This is a genomic window from Micromonospora sp. WMMD956 (assembly GCF_029626125.1).
Taxonomy (GTDB): Bacteria; Actinomycetota; Actinomycetes; order Mycobacteriales; family Micromonosporaceae; genus Micromonospora; species Micromonospora carbonacea.
The window spans coordinates 492,386-517,015 of sequence record NZ_JARUBI010000005.1 but is presented as its reverse complement, the minus strand read 5'-3'; the positions used below and the strand labels follow the sequence as shown (position 1 = coordinate 517,015).

Below are 24,630 nucleotides of genomic sequence, written 5' to 3'. Positions count from 1 at the left end.
CCCGCCCGGTGCCGCCCGCGCGGCCACCGGGCCCGGCGACCCCGAGCCCGCCGGGGCCGGCGGCCGCGCGCGAGCGCACGGTAGCCGGGGGGTGTGACACTTCCGCCGGGGCGTGGCCAAGGCCGGGCGGCGTGGGCGAGGGCGTCGGCGCAGGCGGGGCGGGGACCGGTCGGCCGCGGCGGCGACGCCGGGGCGTCGGCTCAGGCAGGGACGTCGGCTTAGGCGGGGACGTCGACGAAGTGCTCGACCAGCGGCGGGCCGGCGAAGTGGGGGCCGATCAGCGCCCGCCACTGAGCGAACCGCTCGGTCTCGCGGAAGTTCTCCTCGTGGGCGGCCACGGAGTCCCACTCGACCAGCAGGACGAACCGCGTCGGCGACTCCACGCCGCGGGTCATCCGGACGGAACGGCAGCCGGGCGTGCCGGCCAGGATCTCGTGCCCCCGCGCGTACGCGGCGGCGAAGTCGTCCTCGTGTCCGGGTGTCACGTCGATGAGCGCAACCTCAAGCACCATGCCGAGAGCCTCGCACGACGCCGGCCGGGCCCGGGCCGCCGGGGTGGCCGTGTCCACCGCAGGGACGGAGACTCACGCCGGCAATGATGCGAGCTGGCCTCCTAGGACGCTCTACGCGTGGTGAGGGACCAACGTAGAGAAGGGCCAGAGGGAGGCGAGGTCGGTGGAGAGATCCGTCACTGGACGCCCGCTGAGAGCCCCGGCACAAAAGCAGGAGATGCGCTCCCGCCTCGCCATGGTGAAGAATGGGCGCGAAGGAGGGGAGTATTCCCCCGCGACGGAGTCGTCAGCACGGTCGACCGCCCCCGGGTGGCGCGACCCGGCTCCGTAGGTTGTCGGCCCGCTCGCGGGTCGGCGACGGAAGAGACCTCCGACAGTCACCAGTGTCCGCGTCGCCACACCCACCCGCCCCGGCGGGCGTACGGTGTGCCCGACGCCGTGTGTCTGCCGGAGGATGGGATTGAACGTGTCCGGATTGGTGTGGGCGGGGACCCTCGTCGCACTGACTGCGGTTCTCGTCGTCGACCTGCTGATCATCGGCCGGCGACCACACGAGCCGAGCGTCCGTGAGTCGAGCCTGTGGGTCAGCTTCTACGTCGGGCTGGCCCTGCTCTTCGGCGCCGGGTTGTGGATCTTCTCCGGTCCCGGGGTGGCCGGTGAGTTCTACACCGGCTGGCTCACCGAGTACAGCCTCTCGGTGGACAACCTGTTCGTCTTCGTGATCATTATGGCCCGGTTCGGGGTGCCCCGGCAGTACCAGCAGAAGGTGCTGCTGATCGGCATCGTGCTGGCGCTGCTCATGCGCGGTGGCTTCATCGCCGCCGGTGCGGCCCTGATCTCCCAGTTCTCCTGGGTCTTCTACATCTTCGGCGCGTTCCTCATCTACACGGCGGTCAACCTGGCCCGGCAGGGCGAGCCGGACGAGGACGAGTTCAGCGAGAACCTGCTGATCCGGTGGAGCCGCAAGGCGCTGCCGATCTCCCGGGACTACGACGGCGCGAAGATGACCACGCACGAGGCCGGCCGGCGGCTGTTCACCCCGATGCTGATCGTCATGATCGCCATCGGCACCACCGACCTGATCTTCGCGCTGGACTCGATCCCGGCGATCTTCGGCATCACCCAGGAGCCGTACCTGGTCTTCACCGCGAACGTCTTCGCGTTGATGGGCCTGCGCCAGCTCTACTTCCTGCTCGGCGGGCTGCTGGACCGGCTGATCTACCTCAGCTACGGCCTGGCGGTGGTGCTCGGCTTCATCGGCGTCAAGCTGGTGCTGGAGGCCCTGGCCGACAACCATCTGCCGTTCGTCAACGGCGGCGACCCGGTGGCCTGGGCCCCGCACATCCCGATCTGGCTGTCCCTGACGGTCATCCTCGGCACCCTCGCGGTGGCGACCGTGGCCAGCCTGATCAAGTCGGCCCGCGACCGGCGGCGCGAGCTGGCGTCGGCGCGCGGCTGACCCGACCACGCGGGCAGGGGCGCTTCCGGCACCGGGAGCGCCCCTTCCGCCGTCCCGGGCGGCTCAGACGCGGTGCGCGCCGACCAGGGTGGCCGTCCGCTCGGCCGGCATCGCCTCCTCCAGGACGCGGCGGCGTCGGTAGCAGGCGTGCAGCATGCGCCGGCCGCCGTCCGGGGCGGCGCTGACGAATCCGATGTGGTGGATCCGCCGGCCGGGGCGGGCGAAGAAGTAGAGGTCGCCGACGCGTTCGGTGCCCAGGGGCAGCGGGGTGGTCGCGCCGGCCTGGTCGGCGGCGTCGCGGGGCAGCACCACCCCGAACCGCCGCCAGGCCAGGTGCACCAGGCCGGAGCAGTCGATCCCGTACGCCGACACCCCGCCCCATACGTAGGCCACGTCGCGCAGCCGGGCGGCGACGGCCAGCACCTCCGCCGGGGACGGGGGCGCGGCGGGCGCCGGCACGAGGTGCGCGTCGGGCAGCCAGAGCGGCCGGTCGTGGCCGGGGGCGCGCACCGGCCGCCAGCCGTCCGCCGGGGGGCCGGCCGGGGTCAGCCGGGTGCCGAGGACGACCCCGGCCACGACCGGCTCGCCGGCCGGGGCGGCGCGCAGGGCGGTGAGCGTCGCGTCGACGACCCAGGGGACGGCCGGGGCGACCAGGTGCGCCGGGGCGTCGGCCGGGTCGGGCGCGGCGTCGGCCGGGGAGCGGGCGGCGTCGGCCGGCGGGGTCGCGGCGTCGGCCGGGCGCGGGGCGAGCTGGGCGGCCGGGAGCCAGCCGGGGTAGCCGCGCGGGTCGAGCCGGGCCGCCGGTTGCTCGACGGCCACGACGTGCGCCCAGCCGTCGGGGCGCAGGGCGGTGACCAGCACCCGTTCGCCGAGCAGGAGCTGACTCAGCACGCACTCGCCGACCTGCTGGTCGGCGTCCATGCCGGAGATCCAGGCGGCGACATCGGCGGGCGCGTCGAGGGCGGGGCGGTCGACGGGGCGCACCGCCTCGGGGCAGGACCAGAGGGTCGCGACCGCGACCCGGACGACGGCCTCGCGGCCCGGTTGCAGCTCCACGTCCACCCCCAGTTCACGGCTTCCCCGCCGCGCCCTCACGACAGCGACCCTAGGAAAGAAAGCGCCACCCATCAACCATCCGGTTGAATCTTTGCTTCAACGGAGGTGATGCCGAGGCCGGGCGCGTCCGGCAGCACCACGGTCGCGCCGTCGTACCGGATGCCGCCCCGCACCGGCGACCAGGCCAGCCACCAGGCGGCGTCGAGGTCGGAGACGGCGCTGGTGCCGTGGGCGGCGACCAGGCTGGCCGCCGCGCCGAGCCCCACCTGACTCTCCATCATCGAGCCGACGACGGTGCCGATCCCGTGCTCGGCGGCCAGGTCCAGCAGCGTGCGGGCGGCGTGCAGGCCACCGCACTTGGCCAGCTTGACGTTGACCATGTCGGCGGCGCGTCGGCGGATCACCTCGACCAGGTCGCGCACGCCGAACACCGACTCGTCGGCCAGGACCGGCAGGCCCACCCGGTCACTGACCCAGGCCAGCCCGTCGAGGTCCCAGCGCGACACCGGCTGCTCCACCAGCTCGACGCCGAGGCCGGCGTCCTCGATGCCGCGAATCACCCGGACCGCCTCGCGGGGGGTCCAACCCTGATTGGCGTCGAGCCGGATGCGCACGTCGGGGCCGACGGCCGCCCGCACCGCCCGGACCCGCTCCAGGTCGCCCGCCGCGTCGGTGCCGACCTTCAGCTTGAGCACGGAGAACCCCTCGCCGCGCCGCTGCCGGGCCGCGGCGGCCAGGTCGGTGGCGTCGCCCGCGGCGAGGGTGACGTCCGTGGGCACGCGCCGGGCCGTGCCGCCGAGCAACCGCACCAGGGGTACGCCGAGCCGGCGCGCGGCCAGGTCGTGCAGCGCGGTGTCCACCGCCGCCTTGGCGGCCTCGTTGCCGGCCACCGCCCGGCGCACCTCGGCGCACCGGGCCACGAGGTCGTCGGCGTCCCGGCCGATCAGCCCCGGGGTGAGCATCTCCTGCACGCACGCCTCGGCCCCGGCCAGCGACGCCCCGGTCACCTGCCACACCTGCGGGGCCTCGCCGAAGCCGGACCGTCCGTCGTCGTCGACGAGTTCCACGATCAGCGTGTCGGTGGTGGTGGTGCGGCGCAGCGCGGTGACGAACGGGGTGTGCAGGGGCGCGGAAAGCCGGTGGGTGCGTACCGCGGTGATCGTCATGTGCGGCACCCTATACGCGACCCGGCGACGACAGGGGAGGCCGAATGGGCGGGCGGGACTGGGAGCTGGTGGGGGCGCCGAACGCGCGCGACCTCGGCGGCATGGTGGGGCTCGACGGCCGCCGGGTGCGGGCCGGCCGGCTGATCCGCACCCCGGCGCTGGGCCGGCTGACCGACGAGGACCTGCCGGTGCTGGGGATGATCGCCCCGGCCTGCGTGGTCGACCTGCGCGACGACTCGGAGATCGCGACGGCCCCGCCGGACCGGCTGCCCGGCGCGCCCCGGGTGGTGCGCCTGCCGGTGTACGACCCGGCGCATCCGGTCTTCACGGCCGTGTCGGAGGTGCTGCTCGGGCACGACCTGCGCGCGGAGACGGCGCTGGCCCTCCAGGGCACCCCGGCGGCGATGGCGGAGATCTACCGGTGGTTCGTCACCGGCGGGGCGGCCCGGGCCGGCTTCGGCGGGGCGGCCCGGCTGGCCGCCGACGCGGGCAACCTGCCGCTGCTGTTCCACTGCTCGGCCGGCAAGGACCGCACCGGCTGGCTGTCGGTCGTGCTGCTCACCGCGCTGGGGGTGGACGAGGCGGCGATCCGGGCGGACTACCTGCGGACCAACGCGCAGACGGAGAGCCTCAAGGAGGTCGTCCTGGCCGCGATGCGGGCCCGTCAGCCGGACCTGGCGGAGGCGGCGATCCGGCCGCTGATGGAGGTACGCGGGGAGTACCTGGACGCCGCGTACGCGGAGGTCCGGCGGGTGCACGGCTCGTTCGACGCGTACCTGCGCGACGGGCTGGGGCTGACGGGGGCGCACCTGGCGGCGCTGCGGGACAACCTGCTGGACTGAACCCCGCCACTGCCGGGCGCCCGGCCCGGCCGCCGTGCCCGGCCCGCCGTTCGCTGGTCACGTGCGGTGACGGCTGCGGGAGGCGAGACCGATCGCGGCCAATCTTCACTCTTCGTCAGGTTGCTGCGACCCGAACAGACCTCATGCGCTCCCTTTGCTCTGCACCCATCGACGCAACATGTCGTTGAGCTGGGGAGATCCCGGTGCGGAGGCGGCGGGCGGGGGCGGCGGTCCGATGCGCTGCGTGACTGCTGCGTCCGTGGGTGCAGAGCAAAGGGAGCGCGGCAGGTCGTCTCGACGTGCCGCGGCGTTGCCCAGAGTTACCTGCCGACGCCGTGCCCGGCCCTCGGCTAGGTGCCGCGACCGGCCCTCGGCTCGGTGCCGTGCCCGGCCACCGGGCCCGGCTCGGCCCGGCACCGGGCCGAGCCGAGCCCTCAGGCCGCTGCGGCCGGGCGCAGGTCGTGGCGGGCCGCCCAGACCCGGGCGGAGATGTCGGCGAGGAGCCGGCAGGCGTCCCCGTCCGCCGCGCCGCCGGCGGGGTCGCCGGTGGTGCAGACGACCAGCGAGTACGGCGGGGCGTCGGCCGGGTAGACCACGCCGGCGCCGTGCCGCACGCCGCGTACCCAGCCGTTCTTGTGGGCGATGCGGACGCCGTCGGGCAGGCCGGCGGCGAGGTCCTCGCGGAACTCCTGGGCGAACAGGACGTCCAGCATGGCGGCGCAGCCGGCGGGGGAGGCGAGCGGGCCGGGCCGGGTCGCCCCGGCGGCCAGCCCGCCGAGCAGGGCGGCCAGGTCGGCGGCGGTGACCAGGTTGGTGATGCCGGCCTCGCGGGCGGCGAAGTCCTCGATGCCGCGCCCGGTGACGCTGTGCCGGGCGCCGGCGGCCGCCCACGCCTCGGCGACGGCGGGCAGGCCGACGTGGCGCAGGCAGAGGTTGGTGGCCAGGTTGCTGGAGCGCACGATCATCCGCTCGGCCAGCCAGCGCAGGGGCGCGTGCCCGCCCTCCCGCTCCCAGACGGACCCGTCGTTGTCGTAGTGCCGGGCGCACGCGAACCGGGGGGCTTCGGGCCGGGCGGAGTCGAACTCGTTGCGCACCTCGACGGGGGCGTCGAGGTCGAGCGTGCCGGCCTCGGCGGCCCGGTGCAGGGCCAGCAGCACGGCGACCTTCATGGTGCTGGCCGCGTAATGGGTGGCGTCGGGCTGCCGGGTCCAGGTCGCCGGGGCGTCGACCCGGCCCGCGTACGCCGACACGGTGCCCGGCAGGGCGTCCAGGCGGGCGTCGAGCTCGTCCCAGATCATGCGGGTGACGGTAGCCGATCCGGCCCCCGGTCGTCCGGGGGCCGGATCGGCAGGGGGTCAGCCGGCGTGCTTGCGGCGGGCCGTGGCGCGGGCGCGCTGGGTCTGGTCGAGCACGACCTTGCGGATGCGGACCGCGGCGGGGGTCACCTCGACGCACTCGTCCTCGCGGCAGAACTCCAGGGCCTGCTCCAGCGACAGCTTGCGCGGCGGGATCAGCTTCTCGGTCTCGTCGGAGGTCGAGGCTCGCATGTTGGTGAGCTTCTTCTCCTTGGTGATGTTGACGTCCATGTCGTCGGAGCGGGAGTTCTCCCCGACGATCATGCCCTCGTACACCTCGGTGCCGGGCTCGACGAAGAGCTGGCCGCGCTCCTGGAGGTTGGTCATCGCGAACGCGGTGACGGCACCGGCCCGGTCGGCGACCAGCGAGCCGTTGTTGCGGGTACGCAGCTCGCCGAACCACGGCTCGTAGGACTCGAAGACGTGGTGCAGGATGCCGGTGCCCCGGGTCTCGGTGAGGAACTCGGTGCGGAAGCCGATCAGGCCGCGCGCCGGGACCAGCCACTCCATCCGGATCCAGCCGGTGCCGTGGTTGACCAGCTGCTCCATCCGGCCCTTGCGGGTGGCCAGGAGCTGCGTGATCGCGCCCAGGTAGTCGTCGGGGGCGTCGATGGTGAGCCGCTCGACCGGCTCGCAGGTCTTGCCGTCGATCTCCCGGGTGACGACCTGCGGCTTGCCGACGGTCAGCTCGTAGGACTCGCGGCGCATCTGCTCGACGAGGATCGCCAGGGCCAGCTCGCCGCGCCCCTGCACCTCCCAGGCGTCGGGGCGCTCGGTGGGCAGCACCCGCAGCGACACGTTGCCGACCAGCTCCTTGTCGAGGCGGTCCTTGACCATCCGGGCGGTGACCTTGGCGCCCTTGACCCGGCCGACCAGCGGCGAGGTGTTGGTGCCGATGGTCATCGAGATGGCCGGCTCGTCGACGGTGATCAGCGGCAGCGCGATCGGGTTCTCGGCGTCGGCCAGCGTCTCGCCGATCATGATCTCGGGGATCCCGGCGACGGCGATGATGTCGCCGGGGCCGGCCGAGTCGGCGGGCTTGCGCTCCAGGCCCTCGGTCATCAGCAGCTCGGAGATGCGGACCCGCTGGGTGCTGCCGTCGGTGCGGCACCAGGCGACGGTCTGGCCCTTGGCGATGGTGCCCTGCCGCACCCGGCACAGCGCCAGCCGGCCGAGGAACGGCGACGCGTCGAGGTTGGTCACGTGGGCCTGCAACGGCGCGTCCTGCTCGTAGGCGGGCGGCGGGATGGTGTCGAGCAGGGCGCGGAACAGCGGCTCCAGGCTGGTGCTGTCCTGCGGGACGGAGCCGTCGGCGGGCTGGGTGAGGGAGGCGATGCCGTCGCGGGCGCAGGCGTAGACGATCGGGAAGTCGATCTGCTCCTCGTCGGCGTCCAGGTCGAGGAAGAGCTCGTAGGTGTCGTCCACGACCTCCTTGATCCGGGCGTCGGGGCGGTCCACCTTGTTGATCACCAGGATGATCGGCATCCGGGCGCGCAGCGCCTTGCGCAGCACGAAGCGGGTCTGCGGCAGCGGGCCCTCGCTGGCGTCGACCAGCAGCACCACGCCGTCGACCATGGTGAGGCCGCGCTCGACCTCGCCGCCGAAGTCGGCGTGGCCCGGGGTGTCGATGATGTTGATGGTGACCGGCTCCGACCCGTCCGCCGGCAGGTAGCGCACGCCGGTGTTCTTGGCCAGGATGGTGATGCCCTTCTCCCTTTCGAGGTCCATCGAGTCCATCACCCGCTCGGTCGTCTCGCCGCGCGCGCCGTAGGCGCCGGCCTGCCGCAACATGGCATCGACCAGGGTGGTCTTGCCGTGGTCGACGTGAGCGATGATGGCGACGTTGCGGAGGTCGGTGCGAAGCTGCATGGGCTCCATCCTCCCGCCTGCGCGGATCAGGTGCCGAGTCGGGGTCGCCCCCCGGCTGCCGGCCGGATCCGGCGGCTGTGCGGCTGTCGGTGCCCGTGGCCCGGCTGTCATGCTGGCCGCGTGAGCCGGGGGCCGTCGTGCACGATCTGCTGAACTCGGTGCAGGGCCTGCCGCCCCTGCTGGTCTACCTGGTCGCCGCGGCGATCGTGGCCGGCGAGACGGCGGTGATCGTCGGGCTGCTGGTGCCGGGCGAGGCGACGCTGCTGCTGGTCGGCTTCCTCACGTACACCGGCGCGCTGCGGCTCGGCCCCGCCCTGCTGGTGATGATTCTCGCAGCCGTGACCGGGGACGCGTTGGCGTTCCGCGCGGGTCGTCGCTACGGTCCCCGGCTGCGCGCGTCCGGGTTCGGGGCGCGGGTGGGCCCGCACCGGTGGCGACGCGCCGACGCGCTGCTGGAACGCCTTGGCGGGCGGGGGGTCCTCACCGCCCGCTGGGTGGCGTTCGCGCGTACCCTCGCGCCCCGCCTGGCGGGGGCGGCCGGCATGCCGTACCGCCGGTTCGCGCCGTGGAACCTCGCCGGTGTGGTGACCTGGGTGGGCGGGTCGGTGCTGGCGGGCAACCTGGCCGGGGAGTCGTACGAGACGGTGTCCCGGCTGCTGGGTAGGGCCACCGGCGCGGTGCTGGTGCTGCTCGGCGGGGTGCTCGCCGTGGCGCTGGTGGGCCGCTGGCTGGGCCGCCACCCAGACCCGGCGCGGGCGCTGCTGGCCCGGGCGGCGGCGCTGCCGCCGCTGCGCTGGCTCTCCGCCCGGTACGGGGTGCTGTTCTTCCTGCTGACGATGCGCGTCGGCCCCGGCTGGACGCTGCTGATCAACCTGGCCGTGGGGCTGGTGCTGCTGTTCGTGGCCGGCGTGGCGATCGCCTGGCTGCTCGGGGCGGCGATGCGGTGGAGCGGGCTGGCGGTGGTCGACGACGTGATCGCCGGCTGGTTCGCCGACCGGCGTACCCCCGGCGCGGCGGAGGTCGCGGCGACCGTGGTCTCCGTGTCGCGGGGGTCGGTGCTGATCGCGCTGGTGGCGGTGGTGGCCGCCGGCCGGTCCTGGCGGCAGCGCCGACGCCCGGGGCGCGGCGGGTCGCCCCGGCGGGCCGATCCGCTCGACGTGCTGGGCACCGTCGGCGCGTTCCTGCCGCTGGTGGTGCTCGCCGTGGTCGCCGAGGTGGTGGCGCCGGGCCGGCTCGCCTCGGGCGAGGAGGGCGTGCTGTTCGGGACGCAGAACGCCGTGCTGGCGGCGAGCCTGTGCACGCTGGCCTGGCTGCTGTCGCGGGGGTCGCCCTGGCCGGTGGCGGTGGCCGCGTGGACGGCCGCCGTGGCCGGGGTGGCCGCGATCGCCGGCGCGCGGCTCTACCTGGGTCAGGGCACCGCCAGCAGCACGGTCACGTCGGTGCTGCTCGGGCTGGCCTGGACCGCGCTGTTCATGGTCGCCTGGGCGACGCGGGCCCGGGCGGTCGGCGCGGTCGGCCCGGCCGACGGGCGGGCCGACCCGGGGCCGCCGGGGTGAGCGGCGGGACCGGTTCGCCCGGCCGGGACCGGCGCGCGGGCGGCGGCGGTGGTCCCGTCCCCGCCGCCGCCCGCGCGGTCCTCAGCTCCGGGTCGCCGCCGGCTCGGCCCCGTCGTGGCCGGCGTGCGTCGGCTCGCCGGCCGGCGGCGCGGCGTCGGCGGCCGGCGGGATCCGGCCGGGCCACCAGAAGCGGTCGCCGAGCAGGAACGCCAGCGCCGGCACGAGGACCGTGCGCACCAGCAGCGTGTCGAGCAGCACGCCGATGCAGACGATGACCCCGATCTGGGTCAGCAGGATCAGCGGCAGCACGCCGAGGACGGCGAAGACCGCCGCGAGCAGCACCCCCGCGCTGGTGATCACGCCGCCGGTGACGCGTAGCGCCGAGAGCATGCCGTCGCGGGTGCCGGTGCGGCGGGCGTCCTCGCGGGCCCGGGTCACGAGGAAGATGTTGTAGTCGACGCCGAGGGCCACGAGGAAGACGAAGGCGAGCAGCAGGACGCCGCTGTCGAGCGCCGGGAACCCGAGGACGAGGTCGAACAGCAGCCACGCCGCGCCGAGGCTGGCGAAGAACGAGACGACGACGGTGAGCACGAGCAGGGCCGGGGCGAGCAGGCCGCGCAACAGCAGCACGAGGACCGCGGCGACGAGCAGCAGGATGATCGGCAGGATCAGCCGCAGGTCCCTGCCGTCGGCCTCCTTCGAGTCGTACGTGGCGGCGACCGTGCCGCCGACGACGGCGCCCTCGAACCGGTCGACGCCGTCGACGGCGGGCGGGGCGGAGCCGGGCACCGCGGCGACGGCGGCGCGCAGCGCCTCGATCGCCCGGTCCGAGGCGGCGCTGCCCGGCTCGGCCTCCAGCACCACGTCGACCTGGGCGACGGCGGTGCCCGCGTCCCCCGGCCGGGCGGAGGCGACCCCGGGGACGGCGGTGGCGGCCGCCACTATGGCCTGCGCCGCGGTCGGGGTGGTCAGGACGGCGACCGGCTGCGTGGTGCCGGCGGGGAAGGCCCGGGCGAGGGTCTCCGCGCCGCCGACGGCCTCGGGCTTGACCCGGAACTGCTCGGTCTCCGACAGGCCCGTGCGGATGCCGAGCCCACCGAGGGCGAGGCCGGCGAGCAGCAGCGTCGCGAGCACCGCGACCGGCAGCGGGCGGCGGACGACGGCGACGCCGAGCCGGCCCCACAGCCGGCCCTCGCGCGCGGCGCCGCCGACCCGGGGCACGAACGGCCAGAACAGCCCCCGGCCGAAGAGCACCAGCACGGCGGGGAGGACGAACAGCGCCGACAGCATGGCGAACACGACGCCGGTGGCGCAGGCCACGGCGAGGGCCCGGTTGTTCTCCTGCTCCGACAGCAGCAGGGTGAGCACGCCGAGCACGACGGTGCCGCCGCTGGCGAGGATGGGTTCGGCGGTGCGGCGCAGGGCGGCGCGCATCGCGGCGAAGCGGTCGGCCTCGCGGCGCAGCTCCTCCCGGTAGCGGGCGATGAGCAGCAGGGCGTAGTCGGTGGCGGCGCCGAAGACGAGGACGCTGGCGATGCCGGTGACCGCGCCCTGCTGGAGGTGGATGCCGAGGGCCGGGACGATGGTGTCGACGGCCCGCAGCGTGAGCTGTTCGGTGGCGGCGACGACGACGAGCGGCACGATCCACAGGAACGGGCTGCGGTAGGTGACGAGCAGCAGCAGCGCCACGACGCCCGCGGTGACGGCGAGCAGCGTGACGTCCGCGCCCTCGAAGACCTGCGTGAGGTCGGCGGTGAACGCGGGTGCGCCGGTGACCTGCGCGGCGAGGCCGGTGGGCAGGCCGTCGAGGGCCGCGCGGAGGTCGGCCACCGCGGCGGCGACGGCCTCCTGGCCGTCGGCGGTGGACATCGGCACGGCGAGCAGGGCCACGGTGCCGTCGGGTGAGGTCTGCGGCGGGCCGACCCGGCCGCCGACGGCGAACCGGCCCAGCTCGCCGGCGCGGGCGGTGACCGCCGCGCGGTCGGGCTCGGTGAGCGGGCCGCCGTCGGTGCGGCTGACGACGACGATCGCGGGTTGCACGTCGCGGGAGGGCAGCTCGTCCTGGAGCCGTTCGACCTGGGTCGACTGCCACTGCACGGACAGGCCGGTGGTCGAGACCGAGGCGGGGTTGTCGGGCTTCGGGAGCCCGAAGATGGCCGCGCCGAGGACGATCGCGGCGGCCACGGTGAGCCAGGCGGCGAGCCGGCCGCGGGCGACGCGGGTGAACACAGACATCGGGTTCCCTCGTGGTTGTCGGGGTGGGCGCGGGGCGCCGGTAGCGGGCTCGGCCGGCGGGTTCGAAGGGCCCGAATGTCGCGCCTGCCGAGTATCTTGATAGGCGAGATTATCGACAGCTCGACTATGCTGCAACCGGCAGGCACGGGGGGAGGGAAGCGGCGTCGTGGCAACGCACGGCATGTACCGGCGACGGGAGACCCGGCGCGAGCAGCTCGTCGCCGACATCACCAACGACCTGCGGCGCTACTCGACGGACGCCCAGCACGTCGGGCACGCCTTCGCCGCCCTGCACGGCCTCAACGGCACCGACCTGCACGCCCTCATCGCCGTCATGGACGCCGAGCTCGCCGGCGCGCCGATCACCCCGGGCCGCCTGGGGGAGAAGCTCAACCTGTCCTCCGGCTCGGTGACCGCGCTGATCGACCGGCTGGAGCGCGCCGGGCACGTCCGCCGGGACCGCGACACCGGCGACCGCCGCAAGGTCTTCCTGCGCTACGCCGACCCGGGCGCCGCGCTGGCCATGGAGTTCTTCCAGCCGCTCGGCCGCCGCACCGACGCCGCGATGGCCGACTTCGGCGACGACGAGCTGGAAGTGGTGCGCCGCTTCCTGACGGCCATGGTGGCCACCATGCGGGAGCACCTCGACCAGGTCCGGGCCACCCGCCCGGAGCCGCCGCGCCGCGCGCCGCGCTGACCCGTCGGCCGCGGACGGGGCCCGGAAACGGAAACGCCCGCCGCGCGGCGGACGTACGCCGGGCGCGGCGGGCGCGGGTGCGCTGCGGCGACGGCCGGGATCGTCGACCCGACCGCCGCCACCGGCACGGAGCTACATCGGGCGGACGTTGTCCGCCTGCGGGCCCTTCTGCCCCTGGGTCACCTCGAACTCGACCTTCTGGCCCTCGTTGAGTTCCCGGTAGCCGCTCGACGCGATGGCCGAGTAGTGGACGAACACGTCCGGACCTCCGCCGTCCTGCTCGATGAAGCCGAAGCCCTTTTCCGAGTTGAACCACTTGACCGTGCCGGTAGCCATGCATCTCTCCCTGTTCAAAGCGGGTGACCACCGACCGCCGGTCGATGATCGCCCTGTACCTCCCCGAGAGTAACCGGCAAAACCCGGATCTGCTGGGCGAAGTGCCGCAGGGCGTACCCGAAAATGCCCGCGCCCCGGGCGCAGCCCTGGGAAAACCCGCCCGGCGGGGCCCCGCCTGCGGCATGCTTGCCCCGATGACAAGTCCCGCAGCCGCCGCGCTGGCCGTGCTGGAGCGGGAGATCGACGTGCCCGGCGAGGGGCTGGACCGCCTGCGGCTCGTCGCCACCCCCTTCGTGCCCGAGGTGCGGCTGCACCTCGCCGAGGACGCCATCGTCTGGTGGGCCCGGATGGAGGCCGCCGCCGGCCACGCCCTGCCGCCGCCGTACTGGGCCTCGGCCTGGGCCGGCGGCCAGGCCCTGGCCCGGCACCTGCTCGACCACCCCGAGCTGGCCGCCGGCCGCCGGGTGCTCGACCTGGCCGCCGGCTCGGGCCTCGTCGCCATCGCCGCCGCGCTCGCCGGCGCAGCCCGGGTCGTGGCCAACGACATCGACCCGTACGCCGTCGCGGCGGTCACCGTCAACGCCCGCGCCAACCGGGTCGCCGTCGCCGCCGTGGGCGGGGACCTGCTCGACTCCGACGGGCCGGACGCGGACCTGCTCGTCGCCGGGGACGCCTTCTACGACCGGGAACTGGCCGAGCGGATGCTGCCGTTCCTGCGCCGGGCCGTGGCCCGGGGCGCCCGGGTGCTGGTGGGCGACCCCGGCCGGGGCCACCTGCCCCGGGACCTGCTGGACGCGGTGGCCAGCTACCGGGTGCCCACCACCGAGCCGGCCGTCGACTCCCCGGTGCGCCGGGTGGAGGTGCTGCGGCCCCGGGCCGGCGGGGCCGACCCCGAGGCGGGATCAGGGTCGGCTAGGGGATCAAACCCGATGCCGGACGTGGCGGACCGGCCGTAGCGTACGGACCATGGCGGAATGGACGCACCAGGTCGGGGAGCTGCCCACCATCCTGTTGGCGGGGGTGCTCGGGGTGGTGATGCTCCTCGACGCCGTGCCGCTGGTGGGGGTGCTGGTCCCCGGCGACGTCGCGGTCCTCGCCGCGGTCGGCGTCGGGCGGCCGGCCACCGCCGCGAGCACCGTCGCCGCCGTGGTCGCCGGTTGCGTGGCCGGCTGGTCGCTGAGCTTCCTCGTCGGCCGGCGCTACGGCGACCGGCTGCGGCACAGCCGCGTCGGCGGCTGGATCGGGGAGTCCCGCTGGGCGGCGGCCGAGTCCGTCCTGCGCCGGGGCGGGGGCCGGATGGTGCTGGTCGCGCCGTTCCTGCCGGTGTTCAACGCGCTGCTGCCGCTGGCCGCGGGCGGCCTGCGGATGTCGTACCGCAGGTTCCTGGCCTGCGCGAGCCTCGGCGCCGCGCTCTGGGCCGGCCTCTACGTGGCCCTCGGCACGCTGTCCCGCTCGCTGGCCGCGCTGCTGCCGATGGAGGTCTCGCCGCTGCTGGTCACCATGGCGGTGGGCCTGCTGCTGGCCGGCGTCGTGCTGCTCGTCACCCGGCGCGGGCTGCGCGCCGCCGTCCCCGCCGCCCCGGTGGCCTGAGCCCCGGGCGGGCGACGCCGCCGCCGGTCACCAGCCGCGGGCCCGCCACTGCGGCAGCGACGGGCGCTCCGCGCCGAGGGTGCTGTCCCGGCCGTGCCCCGGGTAGAACCAGGTCTCGTCGGGCAGCCGGTCGAACAACCGGTGCTCGACGTCGTCGACGAGCTGACCGAAGCGCTGCGGGTCCCGGTCGGTGTTGCCGACCCCACCCGGGAAGAGGCTGTCGCCGGTGAACAGGTGCGGGACGCCCGCCGGGTCGCGGTAGAGCAGGGCGATCGACCCCGGCGTGTGCCCCCGCAGGTGGATCACCTCCAGCTCGCGGCCGCCGACGGCCACCGTGTCGCCGTCGGCCAGCGGCTGCGCCGGGATGGGCAGGCCGGCGGCGTCGTCGGCGTGCACCAGCGCCCGCGCGCCGGTCTTCGCGACGACCTCCTCCAGCGCGACCCAGTGGTCCATGTGCTGGTGGGTGGTGACCACGGTGGCCAGGCCGGCGTCACCGACCAGCTCCAGCAGCCGGGGGGCCTCGTTGGCCGCGTCGATCAGCAGCTGCTCGCCGGTGTCGTGGCACCGCAGCAGGTAGGCGTTGTTGTCCATCGGCCCCACCGACACCTTGGTGATGGTGAGCCCGTCGAGCTCACGTACGGCCGGCGCGCCGCCGGGGCTGACGTCTCCGCTGTAGGTCATGCGCTGGTCACATCCATTCCGGTGGGGTCGGCAGGGGACCGTCGGGGGTGACGGCGAGCGTGTCGGCGCCGCCGCGGCCGATCAGCCAGGCGGCAAGCCCGTGGGCGGGACCGGTGACGGTGGGCGCGCCGTCGGGGTCGCCGACGGCCACCTCGTGACTGCTGCCGTCGAAGCGCAGCACCAGCGCCGGCGCGTCGTCCCGGCTGGAGAGGCCGGAGGTGACCTCATGCAGCAGCCGCTGGGCGAACGCCTCCGGCCAGTCGGCCGGCGCGTAGCCGGCGGCCAGGTCGACGTGGTGCACCTCGACCTCCCGCAGCCGCCCCCAGACCAGCATGGCCGCCGGCGCCGGGCCGCGCCGGGTCTCCACGGTCGCCGCCCACGCCGGCACGGGCATCGCGGCGACGGCCTCGGCGAACCGCTCCGCCGAGCGGCGCAGGTCGTCCAGGAGGGCGGCGGGCGGGCGGGCCGCGCCGGTGGCGATGTCGGCGGCGCGGGCCGCGGTGCTGGCGTACATCGGGATCCGCTCGCCGGTGCGCGCGGAGGTGAGCAGGTTGACGAACCCGTCGGCGTTGCGGGCCAGGTGGGTCAGCACGTGCGCCCGGGTCCAGCCGGGCAGCAGCGACGGCGCGGCGACGTCCGCGTCGTCGAGGGCGGCGGCGGTGCGCAGCAGCCGGGTCGTGGCGTCGTCGAGGTCACCGGTCAGCAGCAGCGGGTCCGCGGTCACGCTCCGAACCCTAGCCGCCCGCGGCCCCGGCGTCGCCGTGGAAATCGCTTTCGGCGCGTCGGCCCGGCCCCTACCGTCGGTGCTGCACCGCGACACCGGGGACGTGGAGGAGGTGGTGCCCATGCCGGTCGTAGCACGCGTGTCGCCCCACCGTATCCACCGACCCTGAAGGGGTTGCCATGTCCATCGATCTGACCGCCCTCGGCTGGGACGCCGACCGGGCGGCCCACGCCCACGCCCATGTCCGCGCCGGCCGGCGGCCGGGCCGGGTGGCCCGCGTCGACCGGGGCGTGTGCACCGTGCTCGACGCGGACGGCCCGCTCCGCGCCACCCTCGGCGCGGCGGTGCTCGCCGACGCGGCCCGCGACCTGACCCGGCTGCCCTGCGCCGGCGACTGGGTGCTGCTGCGCACCTGGCCCGACGGGCCGGTCACCGTCGAGTCCGTGCTGCCCCGGCGCACCGCGCTGGTGCGCCGCACCGCCGGCAAGGACGCCAGCGGGCAGGTGCTCGCCGCCAACCTCGACGCGGCGGCCGTCGTCGAGCCGGTGCACCCCGAGCCGGACGTCGCCCGCATCGAGCGGCTGCTGTCCCTGGCCCACGAGTCGGGCGCGACGCCGCTGGTGGTGCTCACCAAGGCCGACCTCGCCGCCGACCCGGGGGCGATCGCCCGGCAGCTCGCCGGCGTCGCCCCGGGGGTGCCGGTGCTGCCGGTCAGCGCCGAGCGCGGCGACGGCCTCGACGCGCTGCGCCCGCACGTCGCGCCGGGCCGCACCCTCGCCCTGCTCGGCCCGTCCGGGGCCGGCAAGTCGAGCCTGGTCAACGCCCTGGCCGGGGCGGTGGTGATGCCGACCCAGGCGATCCGCCGGGTCGACGGCAAGGGCCGGCACACCACCACCTGGCGGGCGCTGGTGGCGGTGCCGGGCGGCGGCGCGGTGCTGGACACCCCGGGGGTACGCGCGGTCGGCCTGCTCGACGGCGCGGCGGGCCTGGACCGGGCCTTCGCCGACATCGCCGCGCTGGCGGCGGGCTGCCGGTACGGCGACTGCGCGCACGACGCCGAGCCGGGCTGCGCGGTCCGCGACGCGCTGGCCGCCGGGGAGTTGGCCGTCCGGCGCTACGACAGCTGGCGGCGGTTGCAGCGGGAGGTCGCCTTCGAGAGCCGGCGTCGGGAGACCCGGCTGGCCGCCGAGCGCCGGGGCGGCTGGCGCGGCGGGCGGCGGCGCACGGCCCGGCCGTGACTGTCGGTGTCGGTGGGGTGGCGCGGAGCTGATCGCGGCGGCGGTCGGCCGTCGGGGTGCCGCGCCGGGGGGAAGGCGGCGGGCCGGGGCCCGTGACGCGGCCCGGCGCGACCGTGTTGAGCTGGGGGAATGTGCGGGCGCGGAAAGTTGTCGTACCTCGGGGCTAGAGTTGCCGAGGCGCTTCTTCTGCGCCCGCACGACCGTTCGGGGCCGTCCCGGAAGCCTCCCGGCCGCCCCGAGCGCCCAGATCCTCCTCGCCTTCTTCACCGGGAGTACACGGACAGTGGCCGACCGACTGATCATCCGTGGCGCGCGCGAGCACAACCTGCGTGACGTCAGTCTCGACCTGCCCCGGGACGCCCTGATCGTCTTCACCGGGCTCTCCGGGTCCGGCAAGTCGAGCCTGGCCTTCGACACCATCTTCGCCGAGGGGCAGCGCCGCTACGTCGAGTCGCTGTCGTCGTACGCCCGGCAGTTCCTCGGCCAGATGGACAAGCCGGACGTCGACTTCATCGAGGGCCTCAGCCCCGCCGTCTCCATCGACCAGAAGTCCACCTCGCGCAACCCGCGCTCGACCGTCGGCACCATCACCGAGGTCTACGACTACCTGCGGCTGCTCTACGCCCGCGTCGGCGAGCCGCACTGCCCGGTCTGCGGCGAGCGGATCTCCCGGCAGAGCCCGCAGCAGATCGTCGACCGGGTCCTCGCCATGGCCGAGGGCACCCGGTTCATGGTGCTCGCCCCGGTGGTGCGCGGCCGCAAGGGCGAGTACGTCGACCTCTTCGCCGAGCTCCAGGGCAAGGGCTACGCGCGGGCCCGGGTCGACGGCGTGGTGCACCCGCTGACCGAGCCGCCGAAGCTCAAGAAGCAGGAGAAACACACCATCGAGGTGGTGATCGACCGGCTCACCGTCAAGCCGGGCGCCAAGCAGCGGCTGACCGACTCGGTCGAGGCGGCGCTCGGCCTCTCCGGCGGGCTGGTCCTGCTCGACTTCGTCGACCTCGCCGAGGACGACCCCGACCGGGAGCGCCGCTACTCCGAGCACCTGGCCTGCCCCAATGACCACCCCCTCGCGATCGAGGACCTGGAGCCCCGGGTCTTCTCGTTCAACGCCCCCTACGGCGCGTGCCCCGAGTGCACCGGCCTGGGCACCAAGAAGGAGGTCGACCCGGAGCTGGTCGTCCCCGACCCGGAGCGCACCCTGCGCGAGGGCGCGATCCAGCCCTGGTCGTCCGGGCACAACCTGGAATATTTCCTGCGCCTGCTGGAGGCGCTGGGCGAGGCCGAGCACTTCGACGTCGACACCCCGTGGCGGGCCCTGCCGGCGCGGGCGCAGAAGACGATCCTGCACGGCTCCGGGGACCAGGTGCACGTGCGCTACCGCAACAAGTTCGGCCGCGAGCGCTCCTACTACACCGGCTTCGAGGGCGTGGTGCAGTGGATCGAGCGGCGGCACACCGACACCGAGAGCGAGTGGTCGCGGGAGAAGTACGAGGGCTACATGCGCGACGTGCCCTGCGCGGCCTGCGGCGGCGCGCGGCTCAAGCCCGAGGTCCTCGCGGTCACCCTGGCCGGCAAGAGCATCGCCGAGGTGTGCAACCTGTCGGTGGGCGAGTGCGCCGAGCTGCTGGCCGGCATCGAGCTGACCGACCGGCAGAAGATGATCGCCGAGCGGGTGCTCAAGGAGATCAACGCCCGGCTGCGGTTCCTGCTCGACGTCGGGCTCGACTACCTCTCCCTGGACCGCCCGGCCGGCACGCTGTCCGGCGGCGAGGCACAGCGCATCCGGCTGGCCACCCAGATCGGCTCCGGCCTGGTCGGCGTGCTCTACGTGCTCGACGAGCCGTCCATCGGCCTGCACCAGCGCGACAACCACCGGCTCATCGAGACGCTGGTGCGGCTGCGCGGGCTGGGCAACACCCTGATCGTCGTCGAGCACGACGAGGACACCATCCGCACCGCCGACTGGATCGTCGACATCGGGCCGGGCGCGGGCGAGCACGGCGGGCGCATCGTGCACTCCGGGTCGGTGCCGGACCTGCTGGCCAACCCGGAGTCGGTGACCGGGGCGTACCTGTCGGGGCGGCGGGAGATCCCAACGCCGAAGGGCCGCCGGCCGCAGACCCCGGGCCGGGAGCTGGTGGTGCACGGCGCGCGGGAGCACAACCTGCGCAACCTGACCGTGTCGTTCCCGCTGGGCCAGCTCATCGCGGTCACCGGGGTCAGCGGCTCGGGCAAGTCGACGCTGGTCAACGACATCCTGCACGCGGTGCTGGCCAACCAGATCAACGGCGCGCGGCACGTGCCGGGCCGGCACACCCGGGTCAGCGGTCTGGAGCACGTGGACAAGGTCGTCGGCGTCGACCAGTCGCCGATCGGCCGCACGCCCCGGTCCAACCCGGCGACGTACACCGGGGTCTGGGACCACGTCCGCAAGCTGTTCGCCGAGACCACCGAGGCCAAGGTCCGGGGCTACGGTCCGGGCCGGTTCTCGTTCAACGTCAAGGGCGGCCGGTGCGAGGCGTGCTCCGGCGACGGCACCATCAAGATCGAGATGAACTTCCTGCCCGACGTCTACGTCCCGTGCGAGGTGTGCAAGGGGGCCCGGTACAACCGGGAGACCCTGGAGGTGCACTACAAGGGCAAGACGGTCTCCGACGTGCTGGAGATGCCGATCGAGGAGGCGGCGGAGTTCTTCTCCGCGATCCCGGCCATCCACCGGCACCTGAAGACGCTCGTCGACGTCGGCCTGGGCTACGTCCGGCTGGGCCAGCCCGCGCCGACGCTCTCCGGCGGCGAGGCGCAGCGGGTCAAGCTCGCCTCCGAGTTGCAGAAGCGCTCCACCGGCCGGACGGTCTACGTGCTGGACGAGCCGACCACCGGCCTGCACTTCGAGGACATCCGCAAGTTGCTGATGGTGCTGGAGGGGCTGGTCGACAAGGGCAACACGGTGATCACCATCGAGCACAACCTCGACGTGATCAAGACGGCCGACTGGCTGATCGACATGGGGCCCGAGGGCGGCCACCGGGGCGGCACGGTGCTGGCCACCGGCACCCCCGAGGAGGTCGCCGAGGTGCCCGAGAGCCACACCGGCCGGTTCCTGCGCCCGGTGCTCGGGCTCGACGGGGAGGCCCGGGGCGCGAAGGCGGCCACCGGGCGGGCCGCGAAGGCCAACGGCGCCCCGGCCCGCCCCCGGGCCCGCAAGGTCGCGGCTGCGGCCCGCTGAGGCGACCGCGCACGGCGAGGGGCGTCCCGGAGGACTCGGGACGCCCCTCGCGCGTCGTCGCCGCCCCGCTCCGCCCGCCCTCCGCCCGGCCCGCTCGGCGGCCCCCACCAAACGATCACTGTGGTCAATTTGTTGAACCTTCAGGCACAGTGATCCGTGGACCCCACCGAGGCCCGGGCACCCCTTCCGGACCGGGCAGTCGACAGAGAGGCCAGACATGAGTGACGAGCAGGTGCAGACCGGGCCGGCCACGCAGACGCGGCGCGCCCTCCTCGCCGGCGCCGGCGCGCTGGGCGCGGCGGTCGTCCTGTCGGCGTGCGGCGGCGACGACTCCGACGACTCCGCCGGCGGTGACTCCGCCCCGAGCGGCGGCGCGGCGGCGACCGGCGGCACCGGCGACTCCGGCGCGCTGGCCAGCACCGCCGACGTCCCGGTCGGCGGCGGCCTGATCCTGGCCGCGAAGGGCGTGGTGATCACCCAGCCGGAGGCCGGCACGTTCAAGGGCTTCGACCCGATCTGCACCCACCAGGGCTGCCCGGTGTCGAACGTCGACGGCGGCACCATCAACTGCACCTGCCACATGAGCAAGTTCTCCATCACCGACGGCTCGGTGACGTCGGGCCCGGCGACGACGGCCCTCGCGGCCAAGGAGCTGAAGGTCGACGGCGACCAGATCACCCTCGCCTGAACCGGCGGCGGCCGGCCCGGGTCACCCCGGACCGGCCGCCGCCGTCGCCCGTCAGCGGGCGTAGACCGACATCTCCCACAGCGAGAAGCCGTAGGTCGTGGCCCGGGTCAGGCCCCGCATCCGCACGTACCGCGCGGTCTCGACCGGAAACGCGACCACGTCGGTGCCGCCGTCGCCGGCCGTGGTGGACCACGCCGTGCGCCAGGTCGTGCCGTCGGTGGAGACCTCGATCCGGTACGACTTCGCGTACGCCGACTCCCAGGCCAGCGCCACCCGGCCCACCGGCCGGGCCGAGCCCAGGTCGACCGTCAACGTCTGGTCGTCGGCCCAGGAGCTGGCCCACCGGGTGCCCAGGTCGCCGTCGACGGCCTTGCTGGCGGCGTAGCCGAGCTGGGCGCTCGACGCGGTCACCGCCTTCCCGGCGGCGAGGTTCGACACGTCGTCGCCGCGCCGGGCCGGGAACGACACCACCTGCTGGTAGGTGGGCCGGTTCTGCCAGGCGATCGGGGCGTGCTTGATCCCGCCCAGCGGCGACTGCACGATCGTGTCGGCGCACCACTGGTCGCCGGCCGCGCAGGTGCTGTCGCCCGGGTAGGTGGTGGTGGCCGGCGTCGCGGCGGCGGCCTTCAGCGTGTCGAGCAGGACCTGCCGGCAGCCGGCGAGGGCGCCGCCGCCGCAGTAGCTGCGGCCGAGGCCCCCGGCGACCGGGTCGCCGAGGACCGCCCGCAGGTCCTTGTCGACGTACCCCCACCAGCCGTACTGGAACGACGAGCCCTTGTGCGCCTGGGCCTCGTTGGCGGACGTGGGCAGGGTCGACTTGTCGCCCTGCTGCTGCCCGGAGGGGGACTCGTTGATCTGGATGGCGTTGATCAGCGCCTGGTAGAGGTCGGGGCCGAGCTGGTCGCGGAACATGCCCCGCACCAGCAGCGGCCACCAGGCGTCGAAGGTGCGGATGGCGTCGGCGTGCTGGTAGACCTTCGAGCCCTTGGCCGTCTCCACCCGCAGCGCGCCGGCCTGCCGCCACGCCTTCAGCTTCGCGATCTCGGCGGCCAGGGCGGTGTCGCCGACGGGCTGGCTCTCCAGCACCCGGATCAGCTCGTCGAGCACCTCGACCCCGCGCAGGTCGGTCACGCCGGCCTGTTCGACGAGGCTGGTCAGCGTGGCCCGGTCGTACTTCTTCCCGGCGGCGATGCCGGCCTTGAGCGGCTTGTCCAGCAGGTCGCCCCGGTGCACCGCGCCGAAGCTGAAGTTGCCGTCGGCCCCGCCGAAGTCCTTGGCCTGCTTGTTGTTCCAGCTGACGTAGTAGTCCTGGTCCACCGAGTTCGGGTGCGCGGAGCGCGGCGCGTAGCTGGCGGTGTTCGTGTCGGGCTGGAAGCCCTGCCACTCGTACGCGGGCTCGGCCTTCATCGGCAGGTTCGGGTTGGACCCGGCGGCCCGCAGCGGGTTGAGCCCGGAGTTGAAGTACGCCGACTGGGTGGAGTTGACGTAGAACCAGTTGAACGCGTACTCGACGTTGCCCGCCGAGGCGAGGAAGGCGTCGGCGGTGCCCATCTCCGTCGGGTCGTTGAACATCTGGAAGCCGATCGCGGAGTCCGCCTCGTGCCGGTAGGTGGAGCGGAGGTGGGTGAACGCGTGCGGCTTGCCGCCGACGGTGCCGCGCCAGGCGACCAGGCCGAGCTTCGTGCGCCAGGCCACCAGCTTGTACGAGCCGGCGGGCGTGGTGTCGGCCGCCGTGGGCTTCCACTTGTTGGTGTGCGCGAGCTGCTCCATCGCCACGCACTGCCCCCGGAAGAGGTAGCGGTCGCTGGCCAGCGTCGGCGCGCTGCCGTCGGTGGTGCACAGCGGCACCGCGTACGTGTCGGTGATGTCGTGGATCGACGAGGTGGCGCTCCAGGCGTAGTCCTGGCCCCGGCCGAGCAGCACGTAGAGGTTGAGGCCGGCGAACGCCGCGCCCCGGGCGCTGATGCCGGGGCCCTGCAACTCCTGGATCATCAGCAGCTGGGGGGAGAAGTAGCCGGTCTGCGGCCCGAACACCGCCACCGGGTGCCCGGTCGCGGAGTTGGCGGCGGAGACCACGGCCGCGTTGGACATGCCCCGGTGGGCCGGGTCGATGGTCAGCCCGGACAGCGCGGCGGCCAGCTCCGAGCCGCTGCTGCCGGTGGCCCGGCTGGCGGCGGAGCCGGTCGGGTCGGTGAAGATCGGCTCGACCTTGGCCGTGCCGGCGTCGGGCAGCGCCACGCTCGCCGCGTCGGGGGAGGCGGAACCGTAGGGGAAGCTCTGCCCGTCGTGCAGGGTCAGCACCGTCTCCGGGTCGTTCTGGTTGCGGAAGCCGGCCCACACCTTGTCGCCCTCGGTCGGGCCGTACTTGGCGCGGGCGGCGATGCGGACCAGCGCGGACTGCATCTCGGTGCCGCCACCGCCGCCGAACAGGCCGCCGACGACGCCGGCGATGGCGATCAGGTCGGTCATCGTGAACGGCTCCGGGCCGCCCTCGTTGGTGATCGCGTCGAGGTGCCCGGTGAGGACGTACTCGCCGGGGCAGTTGCGGTTGGCCATGCACACGCCGATGTAGGCGTTGACGCCCGCGATGTACTCCTGGACGTCGGCGTAGAGCTGCTCGCCGCGCGGGCCCTTGGCGCGCAGCGCCTCGACCTGCGCCGCCAGGTCCGCCTCGGTGTACGGCGAGTTGCGCCAGACGCTCTGCTCCAGCTCCCGGTTGCTGGGCGCCCCGCCGGCGAACGGGGTGAGGGTTCCCCGGCCCACGTGGCGCATCAGGTCCATGGTGAACAGCCGGTCCTCGGCGCCGGCGTAGCCGGCCCCGTACATGGTGCCGCCCCGGGTGGTGCCGGTGACGTGCGGGACGCCGGTGGCCCGGTCCCGCACGATCCGCACGTCGGCGCGGGGCGAGTAGTCCCGCTCGACCTGCCCGGACGGCACTCCGAAGGAGGCGTCGTTGAAGAAGGAGCCGATCTGCTCGGGGCGCAGCCCGGCGTAGCCGTAGACGAGGTCGGCGTACTTGCCGAGCTGGTCGGCGGAGTGCCGGGGCAGCGTGCCGAGGGTCTGGTTGGCCAGGATCTCGACGAGGGTGGCGCTGCCGTTCTGGCCGGGCGGCACGATGTCGCCGCACTCGCCGAGGCAGTAGTCGTTGGCGGCGAAGGTGCTGGTGAGGCCGGGTGCCTTCGCGGCGGCGCTCGCGGGCGTCGGGGTCGGGGCGGGCGCGGCGACGAGCAGGGCGGCGACGCCGACGGCGGCGGTCGCGCCGGCCAGCAGGCGACGCGGGGCGGTGGGACGGGGCATGGTGATCCTCCGAGGGGTGGGGATCATGACGGGGGTGACGATCATTACATGAAGAACATTCAGTTACCGGATGGTAGGCGTCTCGCCGCGAGATTGGAAG

19 protein-coding genes are annotated in these 24,630 nt (G+C 74.6%); 9 read left to right on the top strand and 10 right to left on the bottom strand.

The window, feature by feature from the left end; translation table 11 throughout:
• Positions 1 to 218 precede the first annotated feature (218 nt).
• The gene (locus tag O7628_RS02475) at positions 219 to 512 is read right to left on the bottom strand and encodes an antibiotic biosynthesis monooxygenase (protein ID WP_278128036.1); all 294 of its coding nucleotides are present in this window, start codon (positions 510 to 512) and stop codon (positions 219 to 221) included.
• Between the two features lie 460 nt (positions 513 to 972).
• Here O7628_RS02475 and O7628_RS02470 point away from each other — a divergent pair, with 460 nt between their 5' ends.
• Positions 973 to 1,971 carry a TerC family protein gene (locus O7628_RS02470; protein WP_278128034.1) on the top strand — a complete coding sequence of 333 codons (999 nt, stop codon included), beginning with the start codon at positions 973 to 975 and terminating at the stop codon, positions 1,969 to 1,971.
• A gap of 63 nt (positions 1,972 to 2,034) precedes the next feature.
• Here the strand turns inward: O7628_RS02470 and O7628_RS02465 are convergent, their stop codons facing one another.
• Together O7628_RS02465 and O7628_RS02460 are read right to left on the bottom strand one after the other, a co-directional pair.
• Positions 2,035 to 3,066: an NlpC/P60 family protein gene (locus O7628_RS02465; RefSeq protein WP_278128032.1), complete on the bottom strand. Its 1,032-nt coding sequence runs from the start codon at positions 3,064 to 3,066 to the stop codon at positions 2,035 to 2,037.
• 32 nt (positions 3,067 to 3,098) lie between these two features.
• Positions 3,099 to 4,193, bottom strand: coding sequence for a dipeptide epimerase (locus O7628_RS02460; RefSeq protein WP_278128031.1), 1,095 nt, complete (start codon positions 4,191 to 4,193; stop codon positions 3,099 to 3,101).
• A gap of 44 nt (positions 4,194 to 4,237) precedes the next feature.
• Here O7628_RS02460 and O7628_RS02455 point away from each other — a divergent pair, with 44 nt between their 5' ends.
• Positions 4,238 to 5,035, top strand: a complete 798-nt coding sequence (locus O7628_RS02455; RefSeq protein ID WP_278128029.1) for a tyrosine-protein phosphatase — start codon at positions 4,238 to 4,240, stop codon at positions 5,033 to 5,035.
• Between the two features lie 434 nt (positions 5,036 to 5,469).
• On the opposite strand, the gene O7628_RS02450 is transcribed toward O7628_RS02455, so the two are convergent.
• Both O7628_RS02450 and typA read right to left on the bottom strand, forming a co-directional pair.
• Positions 5,470 to 6,333: a serine hydrolase gene (locus O7628_RS02450; protein ID WP_278128027.1), complete on the bottom strand. Its 864-nt coding sequence runs from the start codon at positions 6,331 to 6,333 to the stop codon at positions 5,470 to 5,472.
• A gap of 57 nt (positions 6,334 to 6,390) precedes the next feature.
• Positions 6,391 to 8,259 (bottom strand): translational GTPase TypA, encoded by a 1,869-nt coding sequence (gene typA / locus O7628_RS02445; protein WP_074474361.1) that lies wholly within the window; start codon positions 8,257 to 8,259, stop codon positions 6,391 to 6,393.
• A gap of 137 nt (positions 8,260 to 8,396) precedes the next feature.
• On the opposite strand from typA, the gene O7628_RS02440 reads away from it, so the two are divergent.
• The gene (locus tag O7628_RS02440) at positions 8,397 to 9,815 is read left to right on the top strand and encodes a DedA family protein (protein ID WP_278128023.1); all 1,419 of its coding nucleotides are present in this window, start codon (positions 8,397 to 8,399) and stop codon (positions 9,813 to 9,815) included.
• A gap of 81 nt (positions 9,816 to 9,896) precedes the next feature.
• Here O7628_RS02440 and O7628_RS02435 read toward each other — a convergent pair whose 3' ends face one another.
• Positions 9,897 to 12,050: an efflux RND transporter permease subunit gene (locus O7628_RS02435; RefSeq protein WP_278128021.1), complete on the bottom strand. Its 2,154-nt coding sequence runs from the start codon at positions 12,048 to 12,050 to the stop codon at positions 9,897 to 9,899.
• Positions 12,051 to 12,231: 181 nt separating this feature from the next.
• Between O7628_RS02435 and O7628_RS02430 the strand changes: the two genes are divergently transcribed.
• On the top strand, positions 12,232 to 12,747 hold the full coding sequence (locus tag O7628_RS02430) for a MarR family transcriptional regulator (protein WP_178067651.1): 516 nt from the start codon (positions 12,232 to 12,234) through the stop codon (positions 12,745 to 12,747).
• A 132-nt stretch (positions 12,748 to 12,879) separates the two neighbouring features.
• Here O7628_RS02430 and O7628_RS02425 read toward each other — a convergent pair whose 3' ends face one another.
• Positions 12,880 to 13,083 carry a cold-shock protein gene (locus O7628_RS02425; protein ID WP_007462771.1) on the bottom strand — a complete coding sequence of 68 codons (204 nt, stop codon included), beginning with the start codon at positions 13,081 to 13,083 and terminating at the stop codon, positions 12,880 to 12,882.
• 182 nt (positions 13,084 to 13,265) lie between these two features.
• Between O7628_RS02425 and O7628_RS02420 the strand changes: the two genes are divergently transcribed.
• The gene (locus O7628_RS02420; protein WP_278128000.1) at positions 13,266 to 14,039 is read left to right on the top strand and encodes a 50S ribosomal protein L11 methyltransferase; all 774 of its coding nucleotides are present in this window, start codon (positions 13,266 to 13,268) and stop codon (positions 14,037 to 14,039) included.
• A 10-nt stretch (positions 14,040 to 14,049) separates the two neighbouring features.
• On the top strand, positions 14,050 to 14,673 hold the full coding sequence (locus O7628_RS02415) for a VTT domain-containing protein (RefSeq protein WP_278127999.1): 624 nt from the start codon (positions 14,050 to 14,052) through the stop codon (positions 14,671 to 14,673).
• A 27-nt stretch (positions 14,674 to 14,700) separates the two neighbouring features.
• Here the strand turns inward: O7628_RS02415 and O7628_RS02410 are convergent, their stop codons facing one another.
• Both O7628_RS02410 and O7628_RS02405 read right to left on the bottom strand, forming a co-directional pair.
• Positions 14,701 to 15,354 (bottom strand): MBL fold metallo-hydrolase, encoded by a 654-nt coding sequence (locus tag O7628_RS02410; RefSeq protein ID WP_278127997.1) that lies wholly within the window; start codon positions 15,352 to 15,354, stop codon positions 14,701 to 14,703.
• A 7-nt stretch (positions 15,355 to 15,361) separates the two neighbouring features.
• Positions 15,362 to 16,078: a maleylpyruvate isomerase family mycothiol-dependent enzyme gene (locus tag O7628_RS02405; RefSeq protein WP_278127996.1), complete on the bottom strand. Its 717-nt coding sequence runs from the start codon at positions 16,076 to 16,078 to the stop codon at positions 15,362 to 15,364.
• 179 nt (positions 16,079 to 16,257) lie between these two features.
• Between O7628_RS02405 and rsgA the strand changes: the two genes are divergently transcribed.
• The 3 genes from rsgA (at position 16,258) to O7628_RS02390 (ending at position 21,233) form a co-directional block, all read left to right on the top strand.
• On the top strand, positions 16,258 to 17,316 hold the full coding sequence (rsgA, locus tag O7628_RS02400; protein WP_278127994.1) for a ribosome small subunit-dependent GTPase A: 1,059 nt from the start codon (positions 16,258 to 16,260) through the stop codon (positions 17,314 to 17,316).
• A gap of 283 nt (positions 17,317 to 17,599) precedes the next feature.
• Positions 17,600 to 20,545 (top strand): excinuclease ABC subunit UvrA, encoded by a 2,946-nt coding sequence (gene uvrA, locus O7628_RS02395; protein ID WP_074474354.1) that lies wholly within the window; start codon positions 17,600 to 17,602, stop codon positions 20,543 to 20,545.
• A gap of 217 nt (positions 20,546 to 20,762) precedes the next feature.
• Entirely contained in the window at positions 20,763 to 21,233 is a 471-nt protein-coding gene (locus O7628_RS02390) for a Rieske (2Fe-2S) protein (protein ID WP_278127991.1), read from the top strand.
• A gap of 51 nt (positions 21,234 to 21,284) precedes the next feature.
• On the opposite strand, the gene O7628_RS02385 is transcribed toward O7628_RS02390, so the two are convergent.
• Positions 21,285 to 24,530 (bottom strand): penicillin acylase family protein, encoded by a 3,246-nt coding sequence (locus O7628_RS02385; protein WP_278127989.1) that lies wholly within the window; start codon positions 24,528 to 24,530, stop codon positions 21,285 to 21,287.
• Between the last annotated feature and the right edge of the window lie 100 nt (positions 24,531 to 24,630).